Source organism: Pseudonocardia abyssalis (genome assembly GCF_019263705.2).
In the GTDB taxonomy this organism is placed as follows: domain Bacteria; phylum Actinomycetota; class Actinomycetes; order Mycobacteriales; family Pseudonocardiaceae; genus Pseudonocardia; species Pseudonocardia abyssalis.
The window spans coordinates 4,953,199-4,966,093 of sequence record NZ_JADQDK010000001.1; the positions used below are offsets into that span (position 1 = coordinate 4,953,199).

At 74.6% G+C, this 12,895-nt stretch carries 9 protein-coding genes; 4 read left to right on the forward strand and 5 right to left on the reverse strand.

Translation table 11 applies throughout. From position 1 onward, the window contains the following. Positions 1 to 25: 25 nt before the first annotated feature. The 3 genes from murJ to I4I81_RS24265 form a co-directional block, all read right to left on the reverse strand. The gene (murJ, locus tag I4I81_RS24255; protein ID WP_218601234.1) at positions 26 to 1,618 is read right to left on the reverse strand and encodes a murein biosynthesis integral membrane protein MurJ; all 1,593 of its coding nucleotides are present in this window, start codon (positions 1,616 to 1,618) and stop codon (positions 26 to 28) included. Between the two features lie 773 nt (positions 1,619 to 2,391). Beyond that, positions 2,392 to 4,938 (reverse strand): DUF6049 family protein, encoded by a 2,547-nt coding sequence (locus I4I81_RS24260; RefSeq protein ID WP_218605277.1) that lies wholly within the window; start codon positions 4,936 to 4,938, stop codon positions 2,392 to 2,394. Beyond that, positions 4,935 to 5,429, reverse strand: a complete 495-nt coding sequence (locus tag I4I81_RS24265) for an NUDIX hydrolase (protein WP_218605278.1) — start codon at positions 5,427 to 5,429, stop codon at positions 4,935 to 4,937. The genes I4I81_RS24260 and I4I81_RS24265 overlap by 4 nt, the downstream gene beginning before the upstream one ends. 95 nt (positions 5,430 to 5,524) lie before the next feature. Here I4I81_RS24265 and I4I81_RS24270 point away from each other — a divergent pair, with 95 nt between their 5' ends. Beyond that, complete coding sequence (locus I4I81_RS24270; RefSeq protein WP_218605279.1) at positions 5,525 to 6,952, forward strand: CCA tRNA nucleotidyltransferase; 1,428 nt, start codon at positions 5,525 to 5,527, stop codon at positions 6,950 to 6,952. 6 nt (positions 6,953 to 6,958) lie between these two features. On the opposite strand, the gene I4I81_RS24275 is transcribed toward I4I81_RS24270, so the two are convergent. After that, positions 6,959 to 8,257: an MFS transporter gene (locus I4I81_RS24275; RefSeq protein ID WP_218605280.1), complete on the reverse strand. Its 1,299-nt coding sequence runs from the start codon at positions 8,255 to 8,257 to the stop codon at positions 6,959 to 6,961. A gap of 43 nt (positions 8,258 to 8,300) precedes the next feature. Here I4I81_RS24275 and I4I81_RS24280 point away from each other — a divergent pair, with 43 nt between their 5' ends. After that, the gene (locus tag I4I81_RS24280; protein WP_226363545.1) at positions 8,301 to 8,888 is read left to right on the forward strand and encodes a YqgE/AlgH family protein; all 588 of its coding nucleotides are present in this window, start codon (positions 8,301 to 8,303) and stop codon (positions 8,886 to 8,888) included. 40 nt (positions 8,889 to 8,928) lie between these two features. Then, complete coding sequence (locus tag I4I81_RS24285) at positions 8,929 to 9,426, forward strand: DUF427 domain-containing protein (protein WP_218616357.1); 498 nt, start codon at positions 8,929 to 8,931, stop codon at positions 9,424 to 9,426. On the opposite strand, the gene I4I81_RS24290 is transcribed toward I4I81_RS24285, so the two are convergent. Next, positions 9,395 to 9,841 carry an SdpI family protein gene (locus tag I4I81_RS24290; protein ID WP_226363546.1) on the reverse strand — a complete coding sequence of 149 codons (447 nt, stop codon included), beginning with the start codon at positions 9,839 to 9,841 and terminating at the stop codon, positions 9,395 to 9,397. The genes I4I81_RS24285 and I4I81_RS24290 overlap by 32 nt on opposite strands. Positions 9,842 to 10,042: 201 nt before the next feature. Between I4I81_RS24290 and leuS the strand changes: the two genes are divergently transcribed. Continuing rightward, the gene (leuS, locus tag I4I81_RS24295; protein ID WP_218605222.1) at positions 10,043 to 12,889 is read left to right on the forward strand and encodes a leucine--tRNA ligase; all 2,847 of its coding nucleotides are present in this window, start codon (positions 10,043 to 10,045) and stop codon (positions 12,887 to 12,889) included. The last annotated feature ends 6 nt before the right edge of the window (positions 12,890 to 12,895 follow it).

Here is a 12,895-nt window from a genome sequence, read left to right on the forward strand (position 1 = left end):
GTTCCGCCCCGTCGCACAGCCTACGTCAGGCGCCGCTCCCGCGACGAGGTATCACGCGCGCGGCGAGGCGGGAGATCCGGTCGACGACCCCGTCGACCTCCTTGACCTTGAGCAACCGCATCGCCGCCAGCATCGCGGGCGCGGCGACGATCAAGGCGACGACCAGGGAGGTCCACGCCGTGGCGGGGGCCGACCAGCCGGCCGGGAGGGGCAGGAGCGTCACCACGCCGAACGCCACGAAGGTTCCCAGCAGCGCCGCGACCGTGACCGATGCCATGGTCCCGATGACCTCGAGGGTGGGCAGCTGCCCCAGCCTGCGGCGCAGCAGGACCTGGCCGAGCACCGCCCCGAACACGAACGACGCGCTGTTGGCCGCCGACAGCCCGAGCACCACCTGCTCCGGCGGGAGCACCGCGCCGGCGAGCAGCAGCATCGGGATCTTCACCCCGACGGTGAACACCTGGACCAGGGTCGGGGTCCGGCTGTCGGCGAGCGCGTAGAACACCCGCAGCTGCAACATCGTGATGGCGTAGGGCAGCAGGCCGAACGCGGAGACGGCGAGCGCGCCGCCGAGCACCTGCGCACCCGGGATGTTGTCGGCGTCCCAGGCGAACAGCGCCAGTGCGATCGGGGTGCCGAACACCGTGATCAGCGCCGAGATCGGCACCAGGAAGACCGCGGAGAGCCTGCTGCCCAGCGCCAGGTCGGAGACGACGTCCGCGGTGCGGCCCTCCGCGGCGGCCCGGCTCATCCGCGGCATCAGCGCGGTGAGCATCGAGACCCCGAGGATGCCGTACGGGACCTGGAGCAGCAGCCAGGCGTTCGTGTAGGTCGCGGGGCCACCCGCGGAGGCGCCGATCGCGACGTTCGTCGTGACGATGAGGCCGACCTGCCCGATCAGCACGTAGCCCACGACCCACAGGGCGAGCCCGCCGGTCTCGGTGAGCCGGCGGTCCCAGCCCCAGGTGGGCCGGTAGCGGAACCCGATCCGGCGCATCGCCGGGATCAGCACGGCGGCCTGCACGACGATGCCCAGCGTGGTGCCGAGACCCAGGACGAGGAGCTTGGGCTCCCCCATCCGCACGGGATCGATGCTGATCTCGCCCGGGAGCAGCACGAACACCCCGAGCACGAGCAGCACGACGACGTTGTTGAGGACGGGCGCCCATGCGAACGGCCCGAACACGCCGCGGCTGTTGAGGATCGCGCCGAACAGCGCGCCGAGGCCGTAGAAGAAGATCTGGGGCAGGAGCAGGTAGGCGAACGCCGTGGTCAGCGGACCGGTGGCGGGGTCGTCGGCCGATCCGACGTAGATCGAGGTGATCAGGGGTGCCGCGACCATCGCGACGAGGGTCGCCACCAGCAGGGCCGAACCGGCGAGGGTGAGCAGGCGGCGGGTGTAGGTGTCGCCGCCGTCCTCGTCCTCGGTCTGCGCGCGGACCAGCAGCGGGATGAGCACGCTGGAGAGCACCCCGCCGATCAGCAGCTCGTAGATGATGTTCGGCAGGTTGTTCGAGACCGTGTACGAGCTGTTGACGAGCCCGAGGCCCAGCACGCCGACCAGCACGATCTGGCGCAGGAACCCGGTCACCCGGGACACGAGGCTCGCGATGGCCATCAGGCTGCTGGAGCGGCCCAGTGACGGTGCGGGCTCGGCGTCGGTGATCGGCGCGAAGATCTGGGTGATCTCGTCCGAGCTGGGCGGTGGGGCGTAGCGCGACCGGATGATGCCGGTCGGCTGGTCGCCGGTGCGGTCGGGGCGCGCCGCGCCGGGGCGCCGGGAGTCCGCCCAGGGGGGCGGGACGCCGGGCAGCCCGGGCGGCGGTCCCTGCGGTCGACGCCCGCGCGGGTCCGGAGCTCCCGGGCCTCCGGGTCCTCCCGGGCCTCCGGGTGGGCGTCGCGGGGGTACGCCGGGACCCGAGCGGTTCGGACCGGGCGGGCGCGGGGGTGCGGGGTGCGGCCCGGCCGGGGGTCGGCCGGACAGCGGCCGGCCCGGTGGGACCGGACCGGGAGGGCCAGGGTTCTGCGGACGTGGGTGCCGGGGTCCGGGTGGCGGGGGCAGCGGGGGTCCGGCGTGCGACGGCGGCCCGGGGAACGGGGGCACGTCGGGGTGCGGCCCGGGTCCGGCGGGCGGGACCGGGCCGCCGGACCACCGCTGGTCGTGCTGGGGCGGCATCGGGCCGGGAGGTGTCATCGGGCCGGGAGGTGTCATCGGGCCGGGAGGGGGGGCGGCCGGTCGCCGCCCGGGTACGCGCGACCCGGGATCGGGTCCGTCGGACGGACGGTCGCCGGGGCGCCGACCGTCGTGGTGGCGGTCGCCGGGCTGCCGTTCGTCGGGCTGCCGTTCGCCGGGCTGCTGTTCGTCGGGGTGCGGGTCCCCTCCGCCGGGCACTAGCGGGCTCCCGGCGGACGGAGCGGGGGCCGACCCTGGAGCGGCGCGCCGGTACCGGGCGGGACCGGGACGTGGCCCGGGACGTCCGGACGGCGCACCGGGGGTCCGGCGGGCCCGGACGGGCCGGACGGCCCGGGTCGGTTCCGGCCAGTCGTCGGGCCAGCCGGGATCGGTCCGTTCGACGCGGGAAGGGGCCGCGGCGGGGCCGGGAGCGTCCGGTCCTCCGGCGCCGGAGGCGGCGTCGAGGTCGGCGGGGGGCCCCGCAGGTCGGCCGGCAGCGCCGTCTCCGCGGTGTCCGGGATCGTCTCCGGGGAGCCCGGCCGCGGCGGCCGGGGCGTGTTCCGGCCCGGCTCCGACCGGATCCGCCTCAGGATCCGGCGTGCCGCCAGCACCACGAGCAGCACCCCCGCGGTCCCCGTCAGCCACAGGGTGATCGTGCCGTAGGCGGTGGAGCGCACCTGCAGGCGGCTCGGCGCACCCAGCAACCCGCCGTCGATCGTGCGGACGGTGGCGTCGACGGTGAACACCCCGGACCGCTGGACCTCGGCGCTGGCCTGGATCTGCCGACGCCCGAACGGGGGTACCTCGACGACCGGGATCGGCGCGACCCGCAGCCCCGAGGTGCTGGAGATCTCGACGCGCACGCGCATGGTCACCGGGAGCCCGTTGGCCACCGTGAGCAGCAGCGGGGACGTCGACGTGCCCAGGGAGAACGGGCTCGGGGGTTCGAGCACGGCGACGGTGCCGCGGAGTTCGGTGACCCGGTCGGCGAGCGCGGCGGCCGCGTCGGTCGCGAGCTCCGGGGTGCCCCGCCAGGCGGCCGAGGCCGGTCGGACGGCGCCGAGGACCAGGGGGTCGAAGAGGTCGTCCGGGTCGACGCCCAGCTCGTCGTCGACGACGGAGGAGTCGAGGTCGCCGATGTCGTCGAGCACCGGGCCGATGGCCGCGACGGCGTTCGGGGCGACCTCGCGGGCGCCGGCGCCGATCGGGTAGTCCAGCGTCCGCTCGGTCGTGGAGGTGGGGGTGGCGAGCGCCGAGCCCAGGCCTCGCGCGGTGAGGAGTCCCTCGTCGACCAGCGTGCCGAACCCGTCCAGCAGGGCCCGGGCGGCGACGCCGTCGACGTTCCAGCGGTGCGGCGGCGCGATCACCAGCGGGCCACCGGTCGGCGCGTCCTCGACGGCCCGGAACGCCACGGTGCCCAGCACGTCCTGGCCGGAGAGCGGGCCGCCCGCGGCGGCGGCGGCCGCCGCCCCGCCCCGCCCCGCAACGGTGGTGGCGACGCTGATGGGTCCGCCGGCGGCGAGCGTCACCAGCGGATCGGCGACGACCGCGGTGGTCGCGGGCCCGGTCGTGGCGACCGGCACCGTTCCGGCGGACTCGGCCTGCGCGGGTAGGTCGAGCCCGTCGGCGGAGAGCACCAGCGACCGCACGCCGCCCTCGGCGTACGTGGCCAGGCCCGCCTCGTCGACGACGCCGTCGGCCGGCCACGCCGTGTCGGGGAGCACCGGCGTGCCGAGCAGGTCGGCGACGAGCCCGCGCCCGGCGGTGACGGCCCCGACGGCGCTGGTCTCGAGCTCGCCCCGGGTGAGCGCGACGACGTCGGCGTCGGCGAAGGGGAGCGCGAGCACGCACATGCCCCGTGCCGCCTCGGCGAACGACGCGAGCCACGCCCCCGCGACCTCGGCGCCGCGGCCCGGCACGAGCGAGCCGTCGGCGCCGGGGACGACGTAGCCCTGGCTCATCGCCTGCGCGGTCTGCAGGAGGTCGGCGTCGGTGACGACGCAGGTGGCCGTGCGCACCGGGGACCCGGCGGGGGCGGCCTCGGCGAGCGCCGCCACGAGCCCGCCGAGGCGTCCGGTGGGGGCGAAGGAGTCGGCGAGGGTGTCGTCGGTGAGCCGGACGGGCTCGCCGGGTGCGGTCGTCAGCCGCCGAGGGACGTCGACGACGGGGTAGAGCAGCGAGAACGGGGTGGCGGCCGCGGGCGGGGTGCTCACCGCGTCGGCGCCGTCGAGGTCGGGCAGCCCCACCACCGGCAGCAGCATCCGCACCGCGGCGAGCCGGGCCCGGTCGCCCTCGCCGGGCACGCCGTTGACGTTGACCAGCAGCTCGTAGACCCCGGTCGCCGCCAGGGCCAGCGTGGATTCGGGGGCACCGCTCAGCGGCACCGTCAGCCGGACCGGCACCCGATCCCCCACGTCGAGCGCGTCGGGGAGCTCCTGGAACTGCGGCGCGATGGAGTCGGTCGGGGCGCCGCCCTCCAGCGCGTCGCGCACCGCGCCCTCGGAGGTGAGCGGCTGCCCGCGCTGCAGACGGACCCCGATGTCGGTGACGGTCTCGTCGCCGGTGTTCGTGAGCGTGCCCGTCACGGTGAGGACGGTCGGCCCGGAGGCGGTGACGACGCGCGGCGCGAGCTCGTCGAGGACGAGGGTGAGGGCGCCCGCCACCGCGCTCGGGGCAGGCTGGCGCGGTGCCGCGAGCGCCGCACCCGTGACGGGGCCGACGAGCAGCACGACGATGATCGCGACCAGGGTCGCGATCCGCTTCACGCCGAGTCCTCCAGGAGTTCGGTGGCCCGCCGGATCAGCCGTCGTTCGTCGGCGTAGGCGAGTCGCGACTCGAGCTCCTGCAGCGGCACCCATGCCACCTCGGAGACCTCGACGTCGGAGTCGGACAGCTCGCCGCCCAGGGCGCGCATGAGGAAGTGGTGCACGGTCTTGTGCACGCGACGGTCCTCCGCGACGAACCAGAAGTCGATGGTGCCCAGGGGTGCGACCACGGCACCGATGATGCCGGTCTCCTCCTCGACCTCGCGCACCGCCGCCTGCTCGGCGGTCTCGCCCGCCTCGATGTGCCCCTTGGGCAGCGACCAGAGCAGCCGTCCGCGCCGGTCGAGCCGCCCGATGACGGCTGCGGTTCCCGAGGCGTGGTCGACGACGAGGCCGCCTGCCGACGTCTCGTCGACGGTGCGCAGCCTGCGCCGACGATCCGGTGGGCCACCCGCGCGGCGCCCACCCGAGCGACCGCGGGATGTGGACATGTGGCGATGGTAACGAGCCGATCGCGACCGCACCGGGGGCGCGCGGGCCGGTATCCCGACGCGTGCCCGCGGGACGCCGCCTAGACTGACCGGTCGTGCCTCCCACCGACCTCCTCCGCGCGCAGCACAATGCGCTCGTGGACCTCGTGCCGATCCCGCCGGTGGCCGACGAGCTGGCCCAGCGGTTCGCCGCGGCCGGTCATCGGCTGTACCTGGTCGGGGGCAGCGTGCGCGACGCACTGCTCGGTCGCGGGGTCAACGACCTGGACTTCACCACCGACGCCCGCCCGCAGGACGTGCTCGCCGCACTCGCCGGGTGGGCCGACGCCGTGTGGGACACCGGGATCGCGTTCGGCACCGTCGGGGCGCGCCGCAAGGGCCAGACCGTCGAGATCACGACCTTCCGCGCCGACAGCTACGACGGCGTCACGCGCAACCCCGTCGTCGCGTTCGGCGAGTCGATCGACGACGACCTGGTCCGGCGCGACTTCTCGGTCAACGCCATGGCCGTCGAGCTGACGGGCGAGCGCATGTTCGTCGACCCCCACTCCGGCCTCGCAGCCCTGCACGCCGGCACCCTCGACACGCCGGCCACGCCGGAGCAGTCGTTCTCCGACGACCCGCTGCGGATGCTGCGCGCCGCGCGGTTCGTCTCCCAGCTCGGGCTCGCGCCCGCCCCGCGGGTGGTCGCCGCGATGACGGCGATGGCGGGCGAGCTCTCCCGGATCACCGCGGAGCGCGTGCAGGCCGAGCTGTCCAAGCTGCTCCTGGGCGCACACCCGCGGCGGGCGATCGAGCTGCTCGTCGACACCGGGCTGGCGGAGATCGTGCTGCCCGAGGTCCCCGCGATGCGGCTCGCCGTCGACGAGCACATGCAGCACAAGGACGTCTACGTCCACTCGCTCGTCGTACTGGAGCAGGCGATCGACCGCGAGACCGACGGCCCCGACCTCGTCCTGCGCCTCGCCGCCCTGCTGCACGACATCGGCAAGCCCGCCACGCGGCGCAAGGAGGCCGACGGGCGGGTCAGCTTCCACCACCACGAGGTCGTCGGCGCGAAGATGACGCGGCGGCGGCTGCGCGAGCTGCGCTACCCGAAGGCCGTCATCGACGAGGTGGCGCAGCTCGTGTTCCTGCACCTGCGCTTCCACGGCTACGGCAACGGGGCCTGGACCGACTCCGCGGTACGCCGCTACGTCACCGACGCCGGCCCGCTGCTGGAGCGTCTGCACCGGCTCGTGCGCAGCGACTGCACCACCCGCAACCGCCGCCGTGCCGCCGCACTGCAGCGCAGCTACGACGGGCTGGAGGAGCGGATCGCGGCCCTGCGCGAGCAGGAGCAGCTCGATGCGATCCGTCCCGACCTCGACGGCAACGCGATCATGGAGATCCTCGGCATCCCCGCGGGCCCGCAGGTGGGCAAGGCCTACAAGCACCTGCTCGCGGTGCGGATGGAGCAGGGCCCGCTGACGCGCGACGAGGCCGAGGCGGAGCTGCGGCGGTGGGCGGCCGGCAACGGCTGAGCCTGCCTACTGCAGAGCGGGTCGGCGTCGCCGCAGCTGCTGGTCGTGCGCCAGCAGCCCGGCGACGTAGAGCAGCGCCGCCCCCGCCAGCAGCAGCGGTGCGCGGCCGTCGGGCGGGCTCAGCAGGGCCGTCACCGCGACCGCCAGCACGTAGCCGACGTTGAACACGATGTCGTAGAGCGCGAACACGCGCCCCAGCACTCCGTCGCCCGCCTCGCCCTGCACCGCGGCGTCGGTACACAGCTTCACGACCTGCCCGGTCATCCCGATCACGAACGCCGCCACCATCACGGCGGGCAGGCTGAGGAACGCGGCCAGCGCGAGCTGCGTGACGGTGGCGACGACGAGCGCGGCCCGCACCGTCCGCGCCCGGCCGATCCGGCGGATCGACCACGGCGCGACCACCGCCGCGACGCCCAGCCCGGCCGCCGCGAGGACGACGGCCTCGCCGAGCCCCGCGAACCCGGCCCGCAGGATGCCCTGGTCGGTGAAGGCGTAGCGGAACAGCAGCAGCGTGGTGAGCGTGTTGACGCCGAAGGCGAGCCGGTGCGCGGCGAGCGCGGCGAACGACGCCGCGACCGACGGGGTGCCCGCGACCGCGCGGGCCCCGTCCGCGAAGCCGCCCGCGACGGCCCGCGCGGTGGTGCGGGCCCTGTCGCCCGTCCCGTCGGGGCCGAGCCGGCCCGACCGGAACCGGGCGGCGAACACCGCGGCCAGCACCGACCCGACGACCGCGATCCCGACCGTCGCCGCGGAGCCCGCGTCGTCGGCGCCGAGCAGCGCACGCAGCCCGACGGCGCTCACCCCGCCCAGTGCCGAGACCGCCGCCCCGGCCGTGACGGCGAGCGTGTTGGCCTCCACCAGGTGCTGCCGCGGCACCACGTGCGGCAACGCCGTCGAGAGCCCGGCGAGGATGAACCGCGCCACCCCGGCCACCGACAGCGCGGCCACATACAGCCCGGGGCCGGTGACCCCACCCAGCACCACCGCGGCGACGACGAGCACGAGTGCCCCGCGCAGCAGGTTGGCGTAGAGCAGGACCTGGCGGCGGTCCCAGCGGTCGAGCAGGGCGCCCGCGAACGGCCCGATCAGCGAGTACGGCAGCAGCAGTACCGCGAGGCCCGCGGCGACGGCGAGGGGGTCGGCCTGGCGCTCCGGGTTGAACAGCAGGGCCCCGCCGAGCGCGGCCTGGAACAGCCCGTCGCCCCACTGCGCGGAGAACCGCAGCCCGAGCAGGCGGGCGTACCCGGGGGTGGCGACGAGGCCGGCGAACCCGAGCCGGTTCTCGGGCTGGGTCGTCGGCACGGTGGGAAGGCTACGCAGGGGCCGGGGGTGCGACGATGGGGCCGTGGTGGACGAGCGTGCCTCTGACCCGACCGGCGTCGCACCCGGGATGCTGCTCGTCGCCGCCCCCGGACTGACCGATCCCAACTTCCGGCGCACGGTCGTCTACGTCATCGAGCACCGGCCGGAGGGCAGCCTCGGCGTGGTGTTGAACCGGCCCAGCGAGGTGACCGTCCACGACGTCCTCCCGTCGTGGGCGCCGCTGTCGTCGACGCCGCAGGCGGTGTTCGTCGGAGGGCCCGTGGAGTCGGAGACGGCGCTCTGCCTGGCCGCGTTGCGCACCGGCCAGACCGTCGACGGGGTGACCGGGCTGGTCGCCGTCCGCGGTCCGGTGGCACTGGTCGACCTCGACGGCGACCCCCGCGCCCTCGCCCCCCGCCTGCGCGGCCTGCGCGTGTTCGCCGGGTACTCCGGCTGGGACGCCCGCCAGCTCGCCGGGGAGATCGACCGCGGCGACTGGATCGTCGTGCCCGCCCTGCCCGACGACGTCGTCGCCGGGCACGGCCCGGAGCTGTGGGCCCGTGTCCTGCGCCGCCAGGGGGTCCCGGTCGCGCTGCTGGCCACGTTCCCGGACGACGTGAAGCTCAACTGACCGCCGCGCGGCCGCCGCCCGGGCGCGCCAGGATGGACCCGTGCCCCGACCCCGCCCCGAACCCGCAGGCCCCGGCCAGGAGTCCGTCTGGGACTACCCGCGCCCGCCGCGCGCCGAGCCCGACCACCGACGCGCCGTGCTGAGGTACGGCGGGGTGGTCGTCGCCGACACCACCGATCTCGTCCGCGTGCTGGAGACCAGCCACCCGCCGACGTTCTACCTGCCGCGCACCGCGTTCGGCGAGTACCTGACGCCGGTCGAGAAGACCACGTTCTGCGAGTGGAAGGGCGTCGCCCGCTACGTCGACGTCGTGGTCCCCGGCGCGCAGCCCCTGCGCGAGGTCGGCTGGTGGTATCCCGAACCCGACCGTCGCTACCCGGAGCTGCTGGACCGCGTCGCCGTCTACGCCGCGGCGTTCGACGAGATCACCCTCGACGGGGTGACCGTGCTGCCGCAGCCCGGCGGGTTCTACGGAGGCTGGGTGACGCCGGAGGTGGTGGGACCGTTCAAGGGAGGTCCGGGCTCGTGGGGCTGGTAGGGCGGCAGCCGGCCACGAGGTCGCAGCCCGCGCACACCCCGCCGCAGGCCACGGGCTCCGGCTCGACCGGGACCGTCGCCGCCGCGCGCTGACCCACCATCCCGCCGAACGCCCCGAGCGCCAGCGTCCCGACGACCGCGACGGCGAGCACCACGACCGACACCGCGCCCACGGGCCCGGCGATCAGCACGGCCCCGCCGACGAGGGCCACCGCCCCGGCCGCCCCGACGGGGGCGGCGGCGACGCGGTTGGCCAGCGCGAACGCGGCGTCCGACGCCAGGGTCTCGGCGGTGCGGACCCCGATCCAGCGGTTGCGCCGCAGCCGCCCGCGCGCCCCGAGGACCGCGACGGCGAGCAGCGCCAGACCGGCGAGCACGAGCAGCACGGCGATGATCAGGCGGGGCACGAGGGGCACGTGACCAGCGTAGGTCAACCCGATCGCGGCGCGACCCGCACCGGCGTTACCCTGGGCGCGTGGCCCGTCGCCTTCTTCTCCAGGCCGTGCCGGTCTGACACGACACCGGCGCGGCGACCCCTCCTGCCTCACGGCGGAGGGGTTCCTTGCTTTCCGGGCCCACACGGCTTTCCGGGCCCACACGACATCACCGGGATGGACATGAGCACCGACACCAGCACCGCCGCCGACACCGACGCCCCGCCGTTCCGCTACGGCGCCGCGCTGGCCACCGAGATCGAGCGCAGCTGGCAGGACCGCTGGGAGCGCGAGGGCACGTTCCACACGCCCAGCCGTCCCGGGCCCGACGCGGGCGAGAAGGTCTACCTGATGGACATGTTCCCGTACCCGTCCGGGTCCGGGCTGCACGTCGGGCACCCGCTGGGCTTCATCGGCACCGACGTCCTGGGCCGCTACCTGCGGATGAACGGCCGCACGGTGCTGCACACGATGGGCTTCGACTCGTTCGGCCTGCCCGCGGAGCAGTACGCCGTCCAGACGGGCACGCACCCGCGCACGACCACCGAGGCCAACATCCGGCGGTACAAGGAGCAGCTGCGCCAGCTGGGCCTGGCCCACGACGACCGTCGCTCGATCGCCACCACCGACGTCGGGTTCTACCGCTGGACCCAGTGGATCTTCTTGCAGATCTACAACGCCTGGTACGACCCGGAGCAGCAGAAGGCGCGCCCGATCGCGGAGCTGGAGGCGGAGTACGCCGCAGGCACCCGCGGGCCGTGGGACGAGCTGTCGCGCGTCGAGCAGCGGAAGGTGATCGACGGTCACCGTCTGGCCTACATCTCCGAGGCGCCGGTGAACTGGTGCCCCGGGCTGGGCACGGTGCTGGCCAACGAGGAGGTCACCGCCGACGGCCGCAGCGAGCGCGGCAACTTCCCCGTGTTCCGGCGCAGCCTGAAGCAGTGGATGATGCGGATCACCGCGTACTCCGACCGTCTGGTCGCCGACCTGGACCGCCTGGACTGGCCCGACTCCGTCAAGGCCATGCAGCGCAACTGGATCGGCCGCTCCGAGGGCGCCGTCGTCCGGTTCGGCACGGCCACCGGCAGCGGCTCGCCCGTCGACATCGAGGTCTTCACGACCCGTCCCGACACGCTGTTCGGTGCCACCTACGTGGTCCTGGCCCCCGAGCACCCGCTGGTCGGGAGCCTGACGCCGCTGGAATGGCCCGAGGGCACCGACGAGCGCTGGACCGGTGGCGCGGGCACGCCGGCGCTGGCGATCGAGGACTACCGCTTCGAGGCCGGTCGCAAGACCGACCTCGACCGCCAGGAGAACAAGGAGAAGACCGGCGTCTTCACCGGCGCCTACGCCGTCAACCCGGTGAACGGTCAGCAGGTGCCGGTGTTCGTCGCCGACTACGTCCTGATGGGCTACGGCACCGGCGCGATCATGGCGGTGCCCGGCCAGGACCAGCGCGACTGGGACTTCGCCGCCGCGTTCGGGCTGCCCGTCGTCCGCACCGTCGACCCGGGTGAGTGGGAGGGCGAGGCGTTCACCGGCGACGGCCCGGCGATCAACTCGGCCAACGCCGAGATCAGCCTGGACGGGCTGGGTGTCGCCGAGGCGAAGCGCACGATCACCGACTGGCTGGTGGCCCGCGGCGACGGCGAGGCGGTCACCCAGTACAAGCTGCGCGACTGGCTGTTCTCCCGCCAGCGCTACTGGGGCGAGCCGTTCCCGGTCGTCTGGGACGCCGACGGCCTGCCGGTCGGGCTGCCCGACTCCGAGCTGCCCGTCGAGCTGCCCGAGATCGACGACTACTCCCCCAAGACCTACGACGCCGACGCGGCCGACACCGAGCCGGAGCCGCCGCTGTCGCGCAACGAGGACTGGGTCGTGGCCGACCTGACTCTGCCCTCGACGGACGGGGGGGCGCCGGTCACGGCGTCCTACCGCCGCGAGACCAACACGATGCCGCAGTGGGCCGGTTCCTGCTGGTACCACCTGCGCTACCTGGACCCCGACAACACCGAGCGGTTCGTCGACCCCGACATCGAGAAGTACTGGTTGGGCGCCGACCCGTCGAAGCCGAACGACCCGGGTGGCGTCGACCTGTACGTCGGCGGCGTCGAGCACGCCGTGCTGCACCTGCTGTACGCCCGCTTCTGGCACAAGGTGCTGCACGACCTGGGCCACCTGAGCTCCGAGGAGCCGTTCCGTCGGCTGTTCAACCAGGGCTACATCCAGGCGTTCGCCTACACCGACGCCCGCGGCACGTACGTCCCGGCCGAGGAGGTCACGGAGACCGCCGAGGGTGGTTTCACGTGGAACGGCGAGACCGTCCGCCGTGAGTACGGGAAGATGGGCAAGTCGCTGAAGAACGTGGTGACGCCCGACGAGATGTGCGAGCGCTACGGCGCCGACACCTTCCGCCTCTACGAGATGTCGACCGGCCCGATGGACGTGTCGCGGCCGTGGTCGACGCGGGACGTCGTCGGGTCGCAGCGGTTCCTGCAGCGGGTGTGGCGCAACCTGATCGACGAACACACCGGCGAGGTGCGGGTCACCGACGCCGAGCCGGACGTCGACACGCTGCGCGCCCTGCACAAGGCCATCGCCGGGGTGCACGCCGACTACCAGGCCCTGCACTACAACACGGCCGCGGCGAAGCTGATCGAGCTGAACAACCACCTGACGAAGTCGGGCACCGGTGTGCCGCGGTCGGTGGCGGAGTCGCTGGTGCTGATGATGGCCCCTCTGACGCCGCACATCGCCGAGGAGCTGTGGTCGCGGCTGGGGCACGCCGAGACGCTGGCCTACGCCGGGTTCCCGGTCGCCGACGAGCGGTACCTGGTGGCCGACACCGTCGAGTACCCGATCCAGGTCAACGGCAAGGTCCGCTCCCGGATCACCGTCGCCGCCGACGCCACCCCGGCCGAGGTCGAGGCGATCGCGCTGGCCGACGAGAAGGTGGCGGCGGCGCTGGGCGGCAAGGACCCGCGCAAGCTGATCGTGGTTCCCGGCCGCCTGGTCAACGTGGTGCTCTGACCGTTC